Genomic DNA, 16,764 nt, shown 5'->3' on the forward strand with positions numbered 1-16,764 from the left:
TCAACGCGTCTCTTCTGTTCCTGTCTCGTCAATTTGCTTGGAACACAAGTGATAGTAGAGGAGGTATTAGATGAAACGGTTGTTTGCGAGCATCATGATAAGGATGGTCACCTGCGCAATCGCGTTCCCTCCAATTGTCGTGTCGGATCCGACATATCCCTAGGACACACGTTCGGTCTGTCTAATCGGTCATCGTAGAACGCAAATATGAAGTCTGTTGGGAATCTGGAGTCTCAGGTTATTCCGATAATACCACATCCATGGTCCACCCACGCTCGATTTTGACGATCAGATTTCCATTCACAGCATCTCGCCTAGCACCTGATATGGAGGCCCGAATGAGTAGGGGGCCTCCCAATCTGGATGCCGCGTGAGAACTCACGATACTTGAGGGGGTTACCATGTAATTTTCACGAAAAGGAACTTGGGCCCTAAAGGAATGAATGTTTCCTTTCTTGTAATGTAGTATTTTACCGAATTCGAGCCTTGTGAGGCAAGGGGGCTTCGAAACAAAGGGGTTTCGAAACTATTTAATGGAATGGATGGAATGAGAAGAGGCGACGGAGAGATGGATTTCGAAGGCACGCTTCGCTGCACGATGGGGATACCGATGGCGTATTGCAGCACGGAAGGCGAAACGCTTAAATTTCCATGCCCCCTGCCAACGAAACCGATGGATTCGCCGTTTGCCATGCGACCTGTTCTGCGTCGAACGATGGTATGGTCGCCATTCTACTCTTGCCATCTATACTCGCGATGCACCGAACGAATTGAGTCAATCGGCCAATGAACTGGTTAAATATATTTTAATTAGGCAATTATAGTATTCTTGAAGATTGCGTTCCGAATGATGCGGAGCACCTTCCCGGCATTGGTTCGGAGAAGGTGTGGGATGTGACGCACCAACTTGGCACGGAAGGGCATATAAGCATGGGCACAAGCAAGCTGGCTAGGCGGTTTATCGTGCATCCAGACGTGGTCAAGCGCGCAGAGGTTAGACAAGCCATGATCATTCGCAGAATGTGTGAACTTCGAGTGCACTTGGTACACACGGAAAAGTGAAAGGGGAACGTATTGTGCGATACCTTTGGCTCGCGTTGAACCTGGTGGTCAATTACATATTGATCGACGCAGTGTGTAGTCTCTTTCTCCCGCTGCCCGACCTGTGGGCAGCAATCATTGCGCTCGCCATCATCGCCTTGTCGCTCTCTCCCTTGGCTGAATCCATCAATCGCATGATTTACGGATGCAGGCCTGCAACCCGAGAGGAAATGGAGAAAATGCGGACAGCTTGGGAAGCCGTTACCCAAGCAGCAGCGGCCAAGTTGCCGGAGACAAAGCGGCATAAATACAACCCGCAACTGTTTGTTAGCGACGAGGAGTTTCCCAACGCTTTTGCGCTTGGAACTCGGACTGTCTGTGTCACACGAGGAATGCTATACGGTGCAAATGAAGATGAACTGGCAGGCACCATGGCCCATGAACTTGGCCATCTATGGTACGGAGATACCAAAATCCGCTCGGTGGCAGTTACAATGAATATGGCGGGAAACATCTGCGCGTGGATACTCACGCTCGTGTTCATCGTTTTTGACGTCATCATGCGTGTATTCCAGGGCGTTGGAACGGTCTCAGGTGGTGCCGGTGTGGGTCTAGGTATAAGCGTTGTCCGAGTCTTTCTATGGCTCTTCGCAATGTTGGCCAAGGCGATTCTTTGGGTTTTGAACCGACTCATTAGCCTTGGCATGTTAGCGGTGGGCCGAAAAGAGGAATTCCGAGCGGATGCGTTTGCTCGTGAAATCGGCTTTGGCGGAGGACTTGTGTCGGTTCTCCACAAAATGGAGGGGGTTGATCCGCCAACTCGCGGTGCATGGGCTGCTCTTGAGAGGAGTCATCCACCTATCCCCTTGCGCATCGAGCGGCTTACGGACGCAGCACGGGGGAACGCGACACCAGGAACGACCCTTGAAATGTAGTGCAGGCCCACATCATGAGTACCTGAGGGGATGCCAAGCTCACAGAGTGGCTGCCCCTGTTTCCGCAAGCCAAGAGTGCAGAGAAAAGCTGCGGATTTGGCCATAGGCAGGCTAGTAACCATCCGTCATTCATTCTGATATCACTGATGAATCAATGAATGTCGCGACGAATTGAGGTGCGTGTGTGAAAAGAGTGTTAGGCCTAGCTCCTATCCTGTGCACGGGACTTCTCACCGCCTGTGGGGCGCCGCCGCAGGCTCATGTGGTCTTGCCGCGCCAACAGGTGTCGCTTCGCATGGCCGTGATCCAAGATGTCCCCCCCAGTCCTGACGCGAATCCGTTGCTGGACATTCTGCACTCCGTTCAATGGCAACTCTCCGATGGTTCCAAGAGTTATTCGGAGCCTCGCGACGTCGTTCGTCAGATTCGAATGCAGAACATTGAGATTTTGCAAATCCAAATTCCTCGTATTGCAACGACAGAAGGTGTTTTGGTCGCGGGACAGAAAAACGGCACGTGGAAAACGGACGCACTGTTTCTCTTACCTTCGCCCAAGAGTCAGAATCGTGCGCTGGACGGTGGTTCGCTCTCGAAAGCAGAGACGACCGGTGCGGCGTCTGTCCCCAATGTCGGTGACGTGAACATCTTCGCGAGCGCGGATGAGATGGTTTGCTTCCTGATGTCCAATCAGGCGCTTTCTCTCGCGAATTCGTCGAGCAAGAAAAGCGTTCGACTGGCGTCCGGCGTTCAGGCGAAGCTTTCGAGCGCCGCGGGCGTGAACAGCTTGTCGTATCCATATGGTTCCCGCACGTTCTTCGTAGTGGGAAACGTGGCGTCAAGTCAGCTCGTGTCCGTTGCCAACAACTACACACCCAATCGAGTCTTCTTCTCCCTCGAAGGTCATCAGGGCGACGGACATGTGAGCGTTGGGACTTGACTCAGGCCGTTCTTGACGCAGAACGCTGGCGGGGAGGAGCACTGGAGGAAGATCAGCTTGATTTGGCGGGGCGAATTCCTGGAGGCCGGGGTTCGCCCTCCTTTTCCCGAATTGACGCCCTTTGTCGAAACCGATAGAATGGGTGCGTAATCCGAGACTCGTATAATGCCGGGAATATGGCCCGGCAGTCTCTACGAGGCGACCGTAAATCGCCTTGCTACGAGGTCGGGCAGGAACGTCGCATACACGCAGCCGGGTACGCACGCGCTCCGCGCCGGAGGCGCCGTGCCTCGCGTCGTCGTGTGCTTCTTCCGGCTTGGACGGGCCGATCCTCGTGGACGTGCGGGATCGGCCCGTTGTCGTAGCCGTTCCTCGCGACCTTTCCCGCAAAGGAGTGCCAGTCGATGCATGAACTTGTGGCCGTCCTCGACTTCGGAGGCCAGTACAACCAGCTGATTGCACGGCGCATCCGTGAGCTCGGCGTGTACTCCGAGCTTCTGCCCCACACCATCTCCGCCGAAGCGCTGAGAAAGCGCCCGCTCAAGGGCATCGTCTTCTCCGGCGGCCCGAAGAGCGTGTTTGCGGAAGGCGCGCCGGACGTCGATCCTGCCGTGTTCGATCTCGGCGTCCCCATTCTCGGCATCTGCTACGGCATGCAGCTTCTGGCCAAGCGATTCGAGGCGGACGTGGCCCGCGGCGCCGTGCGCGAGTACGGGCGGGCGTCCATTGAGGTCAAGCCAGGCGCCGAGCTGTTTCGCGACCTGCCGGATCGCCAGGGCGTGTGGATGAGCCACAGCGACGTGGTCACCAAGGTGCCCGAGGGCTTTCGCCTCGACGCCGTCACCGACAATGGCGCCATCGCGGCCATGTCGAAGCCAGATGCGCAGCTCTACGCCGTCCAGTTTCACCCCGAGGTCCATCACAGCGATCACGGCGCGGACCTTCTTCGCAACTTCCTGTTCGACGTCTGCGGCTGCCGCGGGGACTGGACGATGACCAACTTCATCGACGAGTCCATCCAGGGCATCCGCGAGCGCGTGGGCGACAGGCGCGTGCTCGTCGCCATCTCGGGTGGGGTCGATTCGTCGGTGGCGGCGGCGCTGGTGCATCGCGCCATCAGCCACCAACTGACGGCCATGTTCGTCGATCACGGCCTCCTGCGCAAGGGCGAGAGCGACAGCGTGATGCAGAGCCTGCGGGACAAGCTCGGCATCGACGTGGTGCGCGTGGACGCGAAGGAGCGATTTCTCGGCCGCCTCGAGGGCGTGACGGATCCTGAGCGGAAGCGGAAGATCATCGGCGAGGAGTTCATCCGCGTATTCGAGGAGGAGTCGGAGCGGCTCGGCCCGTTCGACTACCTCGTGCAGGGCACGCTTTACACCGACATCATCGAGAGCGGGACGCACACGGCGGCCACCATCAAGTCGCACCACAACGTGGGGGGTCTCCCGGAAGACATCCGTTTTGAGATCATCGAGCCGCTTCGCGACTTGTTCAAGGACGAAGTGCGCCGCCTCGGCGAAGCGCTGGGCCTGGCGCCCGAGATTGTCTGGCGGCAGCCATTCCCGGGTCCAGGGCTTGCCATCCGCATCATCGGCGATGTGACGGAAGAGAAGCTGCATCTCGTGCGCGAGTCGGACGCCATTTTGCGCGAGGAAATCGCGAAGGCGGGGCTGGAGCGCGAGATCTGGCAGTATTTCACCGTGCTGACCGGCAACCGCACCGTGGGCGTGATGGGCGACGAGCGGACGTACGCCTATACGCTCGCCGTCCGCGCCGTGCATTCGCAGGAGGGCATGACAGCGGATTTCGCGCGCATTTCCTGGGACGTCCTGGCGGCCATTTCGACGCGCATTGTCAACGAGGTCCCGGGCATCAATCGCGTCGTGTATGACATCACGTCGAAGCCGCCCGCGACCATCGAGTGGGAGTGACTCGCCTCGGGCGAGTCTGTACCCGCGCGAGCGAACGTTCGGTTCAATTTCACAATGAATGTTCGGATCGAGGCGGGATTCGTGTTACCATGGGAAGCGACGGGAACGCTCGTGTAGACAAATGCGCGCCGTGCACGCGGGCGCAGCGAGAGCCCGCGGAGAACGGGCGACATTCGGTTCCTACGAGGAGGATGTGGCGTGATCGACCGGTACAGCCGGCCTGAGATGGCGAGCCTGTGGACGCTGGAAGAGAGGATGCGCTGGTGGCTGGAAGTCGAGATTCTCGCGGTGGAGGCGTGGGCCGAACTCGGCGTCATCCCGAAGGAGGACGCGCGGCTCATCCGCGAGCGAGCGCGCTTCGACGTGGACCGCGTGCTGGAAATCGAGCAGGAGACGCGCCACGACGTGGTGGCGTTCACGCGGGCGGTCTCCGAGTCGCTCGGCCCGGAGCGGAAGTGGGTTCACTACGGGCTGACGTCGACGGACGTGGTCGACACCGCGCTCATGGCGCAGTTGCGCCGCCCCATCCAGATCATCCGCGAGGACGTGGAGCAACTCCTCTCGACGCTTGAAGCGCTCGCGAAAAAGCACAAGTACACCGTCATGATGGGCCGCACGCACGGCGTGCACGCGGAACCCACCACGTTTGGGCTCAAGTGCCTGCTCTGGTACGCCGAATTGGAGCGCGATCTCGAGCGCTTTGACGCGGCGAGCGAGCGCATGCGCTACGGGAAGATCTCCGGCGCCGTGGGCACGTACGCGAACGTGGATCCACAGGTGGAGGAATACGTCTGCTCACGGCTCGGACTCAAGCCCGCGCCTATCAGCACGCAGACGCTGCAGCGGGATCGGCACGCGGAATTTATCTTCACGTTGGCGCTGATCGGCACCACGCTCGACAAGATTGCGACCGAGATCCGGGCGCTGCAGAAGTCCGAGGTGCGCGAGGTGGAGGAGCCGTTCTACAAGGGGCAGAAGGGTTCTTCCGCCATGCCGCACAAGCGAAACCCGGTGTCGTGCGAACAGATCTCCGGGCTCTCGCGCGTGCTGCGCGGCTACGTCGTGCCCGCCCTCGAAGACGTGCCGCTCTGGCACGAGCGAGACATCAGCCACTCGTCCGTGGAGCGCATCGTGCTCCCGGACGCGACCATTCTTATCGACTACATGCTGAACCGCATGAACCGCATCTTGACCGATCTGCACGTCTACCCCGAGAACATGCGCCGGAACATGGATCGGACGCACGGGCTCGTCTTCTCGCAGCGCGTCATGACCGCGCTCGTGGACAAGGGCCTGTCGCGCGAGGCGGCGTACGACACCGTCCAGCCGCTCGCGATGCAGGCGTGGGAAGAGGGGAGATCGTTCAAGGATCTCGTCCTCGCGTCCGAGCGCGTCCGGGATCACCTCACGCCGGAGGAGATCGACGCCCTGTTCGATCCGTCCTGGCATCTGAAGCACGTCGATACCATCTTCCACCGCTTTGGCATGTGAGCCGCTCTCACGAAAGGATGGGCGAAATGGCCGAGGAAACGCTGCTGTACGAAGGCAAGGCGAAAAAGGTGTTTGCGACGCCCGATCCAGCCGTGGTCCGCGTCCTGTACAAGGACGACGCCACCGCGTTCAACGGCGAGAAGCGCGGGACCATCGCCGGCAAGGGCGCCATCAACAACCAGATGAGCAACCTTCTGTTCCGCTACCTCGAGGAGCACGGCGTACCAACCCACTTTGTAGAAGAGGTCTCCGAGCGGGAGACGCTCGTGCGCAAGGTGGAGATCATTCCCCTCGAGGTGGTCGTCCGCAACATCGCGGCCGGGAGTTTCTCCAAGCGGTTCGGGATCGAAGAGGGCACGCCGCTCGAGCGGCCTTTGGTCGAGTTCTACTACAAGAACGACGCGCTCGGTGACCCGCTCGTGACGGACGATCACGCCCTCATTCTGCACCTGGCCACGGCGGACGACCTCGCGGAACTTCGGCGCCTCGCGCTCGCCGTGAACCATGTCCTCATCCGGCGCTTCCGCGAGGCCGGGCTCATCCTCGTCGATTTCAAGCTGGAGTTCGGGCGGCTTCCGTCCGGCGAGATCGTCCTGGCGGACGAAATCTCCCCGGACACATGCCGGCTTTGGGATGAACGCACGAGGGAGAAAATGGATAAAGACAGGTTCCGGCGCGATCTCGGCGGCGTCGAACAGGCGTACCAAGAGGTGTGGGCGCGGCTCAAAGGAGGCGTGGCGCGTTGAAGCAGTTTGAGGTCGAGGTCAAGGTGTGGTTGAAGCCGTCCGTCTTCGATCCGCAGGGGCACGCGGTGCACGGCGCCCTCGTGTCGCTCGGCTTTGAAGGCGCGGGTGAGGTGCGCATCGGCAAGTTCATTCAGATGACGCTCGAGGCGGAGGACGAACAGGCGGCGGCGCGCCAGGTGGACGAGATGTGCCAGAAGGTGCTCGCCAATCCGGTCATGGAGACGTACGCGTTCGAGATCAGGGAGCGAGGCCAATGAGGTGGGCGGTCGTCGTATTCCCGGGTTCCAACTGCGATCGCGACGCCGAGCAGGCCATCCGCCTGGTGACGGGGGATGCGGTCGATCTCGTCTGGCACGACGCGGAGGATCTCAGCGCCTACGACGCGATTGTTCTGCCGGGCGGGTTCTCCTACGGGGATTATCTCCGCGCGGGCGCCATCGCGCGGTTCTCGCCCGTGGTGCGCGCGGTGGCGCGCGAGGCCGAGCGCGGCAAGCCGGTCATTGGCATCTGCAACGGGTTTCAGATCTTGACGGAGGCGGGGCTATTGCCGGGGGCGCTCCTCGCCAACCATCATCTTCAGTTTCGCTGCGAGATCGCGAAACTTCGCGTGGAGACGAACGATTCTCCGTTCACGCGCCTGTATCAGCCCGGGGAGGTCATTCGCATTCCCATCGCGCACGGCGAAGGCCGCTATCACGCGGAGCCCGAGGTCTTGGACGAGCTTCGCCGCGACGGCCGCGTGGCGTTCCGCTACGTCGAGAATCCGAACGGATCCGTGGACGACATCGCGGGCATCCTGAACGCCAGGCGGAACGTGCTTGGCCTCATGCCGCACCCCGAGCGGGCCGTGATCGACTGGATGGGTTCGGAGGACGGCATTCGCATGTTTCAATCGATTCGCGCGCACGTCGAGGAGGGCCAAACGCATGCGTGAGCCAACGCCAGAAGAGATCCGGGATGGCGCCATCTACCGAAGCCTGGGGCTCTCGGATAGCGAGTACGAGCGGGTGGTGGAAAAGCTCGGGCGGCTGCCGAACTACGTCGAGGCGGGCATCTTCGGCGTGCTCTGGTCGGAGCACTGCAGCTACAAGAGTTCCAAGGTGCACCTGCGCAGGTTCCCGACGACGGGCCCGCAGGTGCTTCAGGGCCCCGGGGAAAATGCGGGCGTGGTGGATATCGGCGACGGTTGGGCCGTCGCGTTCAAGATGGAGAGCCACAATCACCCCTCCGCCGTCGAGCCGTACCAGGGCGCGGCGACGGGCGTCGGCGGCATCCTGCGCGACATCTTCACCATGGGCGCGCGGCCCATCGCGTTTCTCGACAGCCTGCGCTTCGGGCCGCTGGACGACGCGCGCACGCGGTACCTGTTCGCGCAGGTGGTGGCCGGGATCGGCGGATACGGGAACTGCGTCGGCATCCCTACGGTGGGGGGCGAGGTGCAGTTTTCGCCTACGTATCGCCAGAACCCGCTGGTGAACGCGATGTGCGTCGGCATCCTGCCTGCACATGGCATCGTCCGTGGGGAAGCGAAAGGTGTCGGCAACCCGGTCTTCGTCGTCGGCGCGCGCACGGGCCGCGACGGCATCCACGGCGCCACGTTCGCATCGGCGGAGGACCCGGAGGAAAAGGAGCGCTCGGCGGTGCAGGTGGGCGATCCCTTCCTCGGCAAGCTCCTGATGGAGGCGTGCCTCGAGCTCATCGCCACCGGTGCCGTGGTCGGCATCCAGGACATGGGCGCGGCCGGACTGACCTCGTCGTCCGCGGAGATGGCGAGCCGAGCGGGCGGCGGCATCGAGCTCGTGCTCGATCGCGTCCCGGTGCGGGAGACGGGCATGACCCCGTACGAGATGATGCTGTCCGAGTCGCAGGAGCGCATGCTCGTCGTGCTCGAGCGCGGCAAGGAGGAGGTGGCGTTCGCCATCTTCCGCCGCTATGGGCTTGAGGTGGCCGACGTGGGCCGCGTCACGGACGACGGCATGCTGCGCCTCTTGTGGCACGGAGAGGTGGTGGCGGAAATCCCGGTCCGCGCGCTCGTCGATGAAGCGCCGGTATACGAGCGGCCGGTTGGCCCGCCCGTGTCGTCCAAGCGGGCGTCCATTCCCGAGCCGAGTCATCTCGCCGAAGCCTGGCTCTCCCTCATGCGCCACCCGAACATCGCCGACAAGTCGTGGGTCTACCGCCAGTACGACACGATGGTGCGCGCGCAGACCGCGTTGGGCCCGGGCATGGACGCTGCGCTCGTCAAGGTGCCGGATCTCGACAAGGCCGTGGCCATGGCGACCGATGGCAACGCGCGCTACGTCCGGCTGAATCCGAGAAAGGGCGGCGCCATCGCGGTGGCGGAAGCGGCTCGCAACGTCGCCGCGGTGGGTGCCAGGCCGCTCGCCATCACCAATTGCCTCAACTTCGGCAATCCCGAAAAGCCCGCGGTCATGCGCCAGCTGTCGGACGCCATCGACGGCATGGCCGAGGCGTGCCGCGCGCTCGACACGCCCGTGGTCAGCGGCAACGTGTCGCTCTACAACGAGTCGCGCGGCCAGGACATCGATCCCACGCCCATCGTCGGCTGCGTCGGCGTGCTGGACGGCATTTTCCGCCGCATGCCGTCTGCGCCGCGCGAGGCGCGTGGGCTGAAACTCGTGATCCTCGGGCGCGAGGACGACGATCTCGACGGATCGCTCTTCGCCGAACTGGCGTGTGGCGAGCCAGTGGGCGACGCACCGTACCTCGATCTCGCCGCGGAGCGGCGCTTGCATGAACTTCTGCAGCGCATCGCCGCTGAGCGCGCCGCCGTGGCCGTGCACGACGTGTCCGAGGGCGGCCTAGCCGTCGCCATCGCGGAGATGGCCATCGGAGCGGGGTGCGGCGCGTCGCTCGCGGCACCCGACGGCGTGCGGCCAGCCGGCTGGCTGTTTTCCGAGGCCCAGGGGCGCGCCATCGCCGCCGTTTCCCCGGATGCGCTCGATGCGCTCCTCCATCTCGCCCGCGCGCTCGACGTTCCGGCGCGCGTCGCAGGGGAATTCACCGATGCGCCGTGTCTCGAAGTCTCGTTTGCGGGCGATCTCGTCCGCGTTTCGCTCGCCGATTTGGAGGAGGCCTATCGCACTGCCATTCCAAGCCTCCTTCGCCAGGATGCTGTCGACTCGCGCGCAACGCTTTGACCAAAAAGGAGAGACCAGGCGTGGATAGCGTGGAAAAGCAGGCGGCTTACGGCGATAAGCCGCGCGAAGAGTGTGGCGTCTTTGGCATCTTTGGTCACCCGCGGGCGGCCGCGCTGACGTACTACGGGCTCGTCGCGCTTCAGCACCGCGGACAAGAGGCGGCTGGCATCACTTCCACCGACGGATCGCGCATGTACAGCCACAAGGGCCTTGGGCTTTTGACCGACGTGTTTCGCGCGGGCGAGCTCGAGGGACTTCACGGTCACGCCGCCATCGGCCACGTGCGCTACTCGACGGCCGGATCGAACACCATTCAGAACGCGCAGCCCATTGCGCTCGCGACGCATGCGCGCAACTTCGCCATCGCGCACAACGGCAACCTCGTCAACGCGCGCTTTCTGCGCATTCAGTTGGAGGAACAGGGGAGCCTGTTTCAGACGACGTCGGACACCGAGGTCATCGCGCACCTTATCGCGAAGGAGGGCGCCGGCGATTTGGCCGATCTCGTCGCCCGCGCGGTGCAGAAGATCGAGGGCGGCTTCGCTTTGGTCATTCTGAGCGATGACGAGCTCATCGCCGTGCGCGATCCGTTCGGCCTGCGCCCGATGGTGCTCGGGCGGCTCGGGGATGCACACGTGGTGGCGTCCGAATCCTGCGCCTTCGAGACGGTGGGCGCCACGCTCGTGCGCGACGTGGAGCCGGGCGAGCTGCTGCACATCACTCGCCACGGCGTGCGATCCGTCCGCTTCGCTCCCCGCCGCGCGAGGCGCATGTGCACGTTCGAGCACGTGTACTTCGCGCGGCCGGATAGCGACGTCGACGGCTGGAACGTGCACAGCGTGCGCAAACAGCTCGGGCGCATCCTGGCCGAGCGGCATCCCGCGCCGGGCGACATCGTGATTGGCGTGCCGGATTCGAGCGTGTCGGCGGCGGCGGGATACGCCGAGCAGAGCGGGCTTCCGCTCGAGACGGGGCTCATCAAGAACAAGTACATCGCCCGCACGTTCATCCAGCCTTCGCAGGAGCTGCGCGATCTCGGCGTGCGGCTGAAGCTGAACGCCGTGCGCTCGGTGGTCGAAGGCAAGCGCGTCGTCCTCATCGACGATTCCATCGTCCGGGGCACCACGTCGCGGCGCATTGTGCGGCTGCTGCGCGGCGCGGGGGCGCTCGAAGTGCACGTCCGCATCTCGAGCCCGCCGTACGTGAGCCCGTGCCACTACGGGATCGACACGGCGAAGGAGGACGAACTCATCGCGGCGCGCCATTCCATCGACGAGATCCGGCGCGCCATTGAGGCGGATTCGCTGGAGTTTCTCACGGTGGATGAACTCATGCAGGCGTTCGGCTTTCCGCCGGGATCGCCCGTGCCGTTCTGCAACGCGTGCTTCACGCGCCGCTATCCGACGAGTTTGATCGATCAGACGCTGAACGAGGGCATGGAGCCCATCCGCATAGGAGGGTGAACGTTGGATCTATACAAGCAAGCGGGCGTCGACATCGACGCTGGAAACGAGGCGGCGAAGCGGTACGCGGGACTGGCCAAGGCGACCCTTCGGCGCGAGGTGCTCGCGGCCATCGGCGGCTTTGCCAGCGGCTTTGCGCTCGATCTCGCCCGCTTTCCTGAGCCCGTCCTGGTTTCCGGCACCGACGGCGTCGGCACCAAGCTGAAAATTGCCTTCGCCGCCGGGCGGCACGACACCGTCGGCATCGACTGCGTGGCGATGTGCGTGAACGACATCCTCACGGTGGGCGCAGAGCCGCTCTTCTTCCTCGATTATCTGGCCGTCGGCAAGCTCGACGTGGGCGTGGCCGAGGCCGTGGTGTCGGGCGTGGCGGAGGGCTGCCGCCAGGCGGGCGCGGCGCTTGTGGGCGGCGAGACGGCCGAGATGCCCGGCATGTACGGCGATGGGGAGTACGATCTCGCCGGCTTCGCTGTGGGCTGCGTCAATCGCGGCGAGATGGTGGACGGATCGGCTGTGCGGGAGGGCGACGTGCTTCTCGGGCTCGCGTCAAACGGCGTGCACTCGAACGGCTACTCCCTCGTGCGCAAGCTGGTGGCCGAGCACGGCCTTCGGCTGACGGATCCGTTCCCCGGCGAGGACGCGGATGTGGCCGAGGTGCTTTTGCGCCCCACGCGGATCTACGTCAAGAGCGTGCTCAAGCTCCTGCGCGAAGGCGTGCGGGTGTCCGCGATGGCGCACATCACGGGCGGCGGGATCGTCGACAACCTGCCGCGCGTGCTGCCGGAGGGATGCGAGGCGCAGGTGCGGCGCGGATCGTGGCCGATGCAGCCGGTGTTTCAGTGGCTGCTTGAGGCGAGCGGCCTTTCGCTCGAGGAGGCGTCGCGCATCTGGAATCTCGGCATCGGCTACGTCATCGCCCTGCCGGAGGCGGAGGCCGCGCGCGCCGCGGAGCTTCTTCAGGCGGAGGGCGAGGCGGTGTACGACATCGGGCGCGTCGCGCGCGGTACGCAGGGCGTGAGGTTCATTGAGTAGAGAGCGGGGCAACCGCACAAAGGAGTGGGAACGTGGCGAAACTGGCGCTCGTGAGCGTGTATGACAAGGACGGGATTGTCCCCTTCTGCGAGGCGCTCAGGGATCTCGGCTTCGATATCCTTTCGACCGGCGGCACTGCGAAATTGCTGGAGCAGTCGGGCATTCCGGTCACGCCCATCGACGAGCACACCGGCTTTCCTGAAATTCTGGACGGCCGCGTGAAGACGCTCCACCCCAGGGTGCACGGCGGCCTGCTCGCGCGCCGCGATGTGCCCGAGCACGTCCGGCAGATCGAGGAGCACGGCATCCGCGCCATCGATCTCGTCGTCGTGAATTTGTACCCTTTCGCGAAGACCATCGAGCGCGAGGGCGTGGCGGACGAAGAGGCCATCGAGATGATCGACATCGGCGGCCCGGCCATGTTGAGAAGCGCCGCCAAAAATCACGAATTCGTGCTGCCCGTCATCGACCCCGCGGATTACGATCGCGTCCTTCAAGCGCTGCGCCAAGGGGAGGTGCCGCGCGCGCTGCGCCGTGAGTTCGCCGCGAAGGTGTTCCGGACGATTTCGCGCTACGACGCGCTTATCGCCGACTACCTGGCGGGGCATCTCGATGTAAGCGCCGAGGTGGCGGGCGACTGGCCGCAGGTGTTCCACGTGACGGGCGTCGCGAAGCAGGACCTGCGCTACGGGGAAAATCCACACCAGCGCGCCCAGTTTTACATGGAGCCGAACGCCACCAAAGCCACCATCGCGCGCGCGGATCAGCTTCAGGGCAAGGAACTCTCCTATAACAACATTCAGGACGCCGACAGCGCGCTTCAGATCCTGCGCGCGTTCGACGACTTCGAGCAGCCCGTCGCGGTGGCGGTGAAGCACATGAATCCGTGCGGAATTGGCCGCGGCGAGACCCTTGAGCAGGCGTTCGAGCGGGCGTACGAGGCGGATCCCGTCTCTATCTTCGGCGGCATTGTCGCGCTGAACCGCGAGGTGGACCGCAGGCTGGCGGAACGGCTCGCCGGCATCTTCCTCGAGATTGTCATCGCGCCGTCGTTCAGCGAGGGGGCGCGCGAAGTCCTCGCCAAGAAGAAGAACCTGCGCCTGCTGACGGTCGACATGTCGCAGCCCTTGTGGCGCCCCGGCGACGTGACGTTGCGGCGCGTGACGGGCGGCTTCCTGGCGCAGACGGTCGATCTCGCCACGCCCATCGACCCGCGCAGTTGGCGCGTCGTGACGAAGCGGGAGCCCACGGACGCCGAGTACGAGGCGCTTCGTTTCGCGTGGCGCGCGGTGCAGTTCGTCAAGTCGAACGCCATCGTCGTGGCAGAGCGGGATAAGACGCTCGGCATCGGCGCGGGGCAGATGAACCGCGTCGGCGCGGCCGAGATCGCCCTCAAGCAGGCGGGCGCGCGGGCGAAGGGCGCGGTGTTGGCGTCGGACGCGTTCTTCCCGATGCGAGACACCGTCGACGCCGCGGCGCGCGCGGGGATTGCCGCCATCGTCCAGCCGGGGGGTTCCATCCGCGACGAGGACAGCATCGCCGCCGCAGATGAGGCCGGGATCGCGATGGTGTTCACCGGCGAACGGCATTTCTTGCACTGAAACCTGCGCTGAATCAAGGGGGAGAATCCATGGCAAACGAAGTGCGGCGCCCGCGCGTGCTCGTCGTCGGCCAGGGCGCTCGCGAGCACGCCATTGTATGGAAGCTGGCGCAGAGCGCGAACCGGCCCGAGCTGTACGCGGCGCCAGGGAACCCAGGCATGGCGGCGTTGGCTGAGCTTGTGCCCGTCGCCGCGTCCGATCACGGCGCGTTGATCCGATTTTGCCAGGACACGGGCATCGATCTCGTCGTGGTGGGCCCCGAGCAGCCGCTGGCCGAAGGCTTGGCGGACGCGCTTGCGGAGGCGGGCATCCCGGTGTTTGGCCCGAGCCGCGAGGCGGCGCAGCTCGAGGCGTCCAAGGCGTTTTCCAAGCGCGTCATGGAGGAGGCGGGCGTGCCGACCGCGCGCCACCGGACGTTTTCGGACGCGGAGGAAGCGCGCGCGTACGTCCGCGCGCAGGGCGCGCCCATCGTCGTCAAGGTGGACGGGCTCGCGGCGGGTAAGGGCGTCGTGGTGGCAGAAACCGTGGCAGAAGCGGAGGCGGCGCTCGAGGAGATGCTCGTCGGCGGGCGCTTCGGCGCGTCCGGCCGGCGCGTCGTGATCGAGGAGTTCATGCAGGGCGTGGAGCTATCGCTCATGTACTTCGTGGACGCGCACAACGCCGTGCCGATGCTCCCAGCGCGCGACTTCAAGCGCCTGTTGGACGGCGATCGCGGCCCGAACACGGGTGGCATGGGCGCATTCTCGCCCGTGCCCCGCGTGACCGAGGACGTGATCGACCGCGTGACCCGAGAGATTGTGCGGCCGACGCTCGCGCGCCTCCGCGAGATGGGCGTGGTGTACCGCGGCGTGCTGTACGCCGGGCTCATGCTGACCGATGGGGGGCCGAAGGTGGTGGAATTCAACTGCCGCTTCGGCGATCCGGAGACCGAGGTGGTCCTGCCGCTTTTCGCGGGCGATCTGTTCGAGGTCATGTGGGCGGTAGCGCACGATCGCCTCGATCCCGCCATGGTTTCGTGGCGCCCGGACGCGGCGGTGTGCGTAGTGATGGCGAGCGCGGGGTATCCCGCTTCGTCGGAGACGGGGGTGCCCATCGAGCTGCCGGGCGAGATCCCGGAGGGCGTGACGGTGTTTCATGCGGGGACGCGCTTCGGCGACGGCGGGCGCCTCGAGACCTCAGGCGGCCGCGTGCTCACCGTCACCGCCATCGCTGAGGATGTCCCATGCGCCATCGACCGCGCCTACACGGCGGTCTCATCGATTCACTTTAGCGGAGCGCAGTATCGCCGCGACATCGCACATAATTGGCAATCCTAGAAATGTGCGCTATCCTTATCTGCGGAGCGGCGGTCGGCGCCCTGCCGGCCGCCTTTCTGCGGAGGAGGGATCGCGTTGTACGCCATCATGATGCTCTGCGCGGCGGCGATGTACGGCCTCGTCTCGCCCGTGCTGCGCATCGCGTACGCGGCTGGGCTCGATCCCGCCACGGCCACCGACGCCCAATACGCCATCGCGGCGGTGTGCCTTTGGCTCGTCGCGATGGTCCGGCACCGGGGTAAGCGGATCGACCGCCGCCAGTGGATGCTCATCTTGCTCATCGGCCTCATGAATGCGCTGTTTTGCTACACCTATTACCGCGCGCTCGCCGTGCTTCCCGCTTCCCTCGCCATCGTGTTCATGTTCCAGTTCGTGTGGATGGCGACGCTCATCGACGCAGTCTGGCACCGCCGCTGGCCGGGTCCTGCGAAGTGGCTCGGACTCCTGTTCATCCTCGGCGGCACCGTGCTCGCGGTGGGCGCGACCGGCGCAGCGTGGAAGGACGTGCCCGTGGGCGCCGCCCTGCTCGGGCTCGGCGCCGCGCTCGCCTATGCCATTAATCTGACCGTCTCCGCGCAGAACGATCCCGCCGTCTCTCCCGAGCTTCGTTCCGCACTAGTCATCACGGTCGCCGGCATCGCCGTGCTCTCTGTGTTCCCGCCCGGCGCGTTCGTGCATCACCTCGCTGCGCGGCCTCCCATCACTCTCTTCTGGGGCTTTTGGATCGCGCTCTTGAGCCAGGTGCTTCCGACGCTCTTCGCTCTCATCGCCATCCCACGCATCGGCGGGCGCATGGCGGCCGTGCTCGGCACCCTGGAGTTGCCCGTGGCAGTCGTCGGCGCATGGCTTATGAATGGCGATCACGTCTCGCCCCTTCGCTGGCTCGGCGTGCTCCTCATCCTCGCCGGCATGGTGATCAGCGAGGCGATGAGTAGGGAAAAAGGGCCGGCGGCCGAAGCGGCGAGCCCGCTGCAAACGCGCATGCGCTGGCGGCGCAAAAGAGCCGTTCGGTGGAGAGAAGTGCCCAGGCGCTGACGATGTGGAGCGGTTGACTAGACGTTAAAATTTTCATGTGGAGAGCGTATAAAGTTTTGCTCTTGGGGGGTT

13 protein-coding genes and 1 riboswitch are annotated in these 16,764 nt (G+C 64.1%); all 13 genes read left to right on the top strand.

All coding sequences use genetic code 11. The features are described 5' to 3' along the window. Nucleotides 1-1,076: 1,076 nt before the first annotated feature. Complete coding sequence (locus AMA01_RS12710; protein ID WP_067851540.1) at nucleotides 1,077-1,976, top strand: M48 family metalloprotease; 900 nt, start codon at nucleotides 1,077-1,079, stop codon at nucleotides 1,974-1,976. A 184-nt stretch (nucleotides 1,977-2,160) separates the two neighbouring features. After that, nucleotides 2,161-2,913: a hypothetical protein gene (locus tag AMA01_RS12715; RefSeq protein ID WP_231862956.1), complete on the top strand. Its 753-nt coding sequence runs from the start codon at nucleotides 2,161-2,163 to the stop codon at nucleotides 2,911-2,913. 138 nt (nucleotides 2,914-3,051) lie between these two features. Next, nucleotides 3,052-3,153, top strand: a riboswitch (purine riboswitch). A gap of 164 nt (nucleotides 3,154-3,317) precedes the next feature. Further along, on the top strand, nucleotides 3,318-4,847 hold the full coding sequence (guaA, locus tag AMA01_RS12720; RefSeq protein ID WP_067851542.1) for a glutamine-hydrolyzing GMP synthase: 1,530 nt from the start codon (nucleotides 3,318-3,320) through the stop codon (nucleotides 4,845-4,847). A gap of 198 nt (nucleotides 4,848-5,045) precedes the next feature. Next, the gene (gene purB, locus AMA01_RS12725; RefSeq protein ID WP_067851544.1) at nucleotides 5,046-6,338 is read left to right on the top strand and encodes an adenylosuccinate lyase; all 1,293 of its coding nucleotides are present in this window, start codon (nucleotides 5,046-5,048) and stop codon (nucleotides 6,336-6,338) included. Nucleotides 6,339-6,364: 26 nt separating this feature from the next. Beyond that, nucleotides 6,365-7,084, top strand: coding sequence for a phosphoribosylaminoimidazolesuccinocarboxamide synthase (gene purC / locus AMA01_RS12730; protein WP_067851546.1), 720 nt, complete (start codon nucleotides 6,365-6,367; stop codon nucleotides 7,082-7,084). Beyond that, nucleotides 7,081-7,341 carry a phosphoribosylformylglycinamidine synthase subunit PurS gene (gene purS / locus AMA01_RS12735; protein ID WP_067851548.1) on the top strand — a complete coding sequence of 87 codons (261 nt, stop codon included), beginning with the start codon at nucleotides 7,081-7,083 and terminating at the stop codon, nucleotides 7,339-7,341. The genes purC and purS overlap by 4 nt, the downstream gene beginning before the upstream one ends. Continuing rightward, nucleotides 7,338-8,018: a phosphoribosylformylglycinamidine synthase subunit PurQ gene (gene purQ, locus AMA01_RS12740; RefSeq protein WP_067851550.1), complete on the top strand. Its 681-nt coding sequence runs from the start codon at nucleotides 7,338-7,340 to the stop codon at nucleotides 8,016-8,018. The genes purS and purQ overlap by 4 nt, the downstream gene beginning before the upstream one ends. Then, the gene (gene purL / locus AMA01_RS12745; protein WP_067851551.1) at nucleotides 8,011-10,245 is read left to right on the top strand and encodes a phosphoribosylformylglycinamidine synthase subunit PurL; all 2,235 of its coding nucleotides are present in this window, start codon (nucleotides 8,011-8,013) and stop codon (nucleotides 10,243-10,245) included. Before purQ ends, purL begins: the two co-directional genes overlap by 8 nt. Before the next feature lie 20 nt (nucleotides 10,246-10,265). Beyond that, entirely contained in the window at nucleotides 10,266-11,708 is a 1,443-nt protein-coding gene (purF, locus tag AMA01_RS12750; RefSeq protein ID WP_067851553.1) for an amidophosphoribosyltransferase, read from the top strand. Nucleotides 11,709-11,711: 3 nt separating this feature from the next. Then, entirely contained in the window at nucleotides 11,712-12,740 is a 1,029-nt protein-coding gene (purM, locus tag AMA01_RS12755) for a phosphoribosylformylglycinamidine cyclo-ligase (protein ID WP_067851555.1), read from the top strand. Between the two features lie 32 nt (nucleotides 12,741-12,772). Next, entirely contained in the window at nucleotides 12,773-14,341 is a 1,569-nt protein-coding gene (gene purH / locus AMA01_RS12760; protein ID WP_067851556.1) for a bifunctional phosphoribosylaminoimidazolecarboxamide formyltransferase/IMP cyclohydrolase, read from the top strand. A 29-nt stretch (nucleotides 14,342-14,370) separates the two neighbouring features. Beyond that, nucleotides 14,371-15,657, top strand: coding sequence for a phosphoribosylamine--glycine ligase (gene purD / locus AMA01_RS12765; protein ID WP_067851558.1), 1,287 nt, complete (start codon nucleotides 14,371-14,373; stop codon nucleotides 15,655-15,657). Nucleotides 15,658-15,732: 75 nt separating this feature from the next. Next, a complete protein-coding gene (locus AMA01_RS12770; protein ID WP_067851560.1) occupies nucleotides 15,733-16,692 on the top strand; it encodes an EamA family transporter in 960 nt (319 codons plus the stop codon). Nucleotides 16,693-16,764 lie beyond the last annotated feature (72 nt).

This window comes from Alicyclobacillus mali NBRC 102425 (genome assembly GCF_001570745.1).
Taxonomy (GTDB): domain Bacteria; phylum Bacillota; class Bacilli; order Alicyclobacillales; family Alicyclobacillaceae; genus Alicyclobacillus; species Alicyclobacillus mali.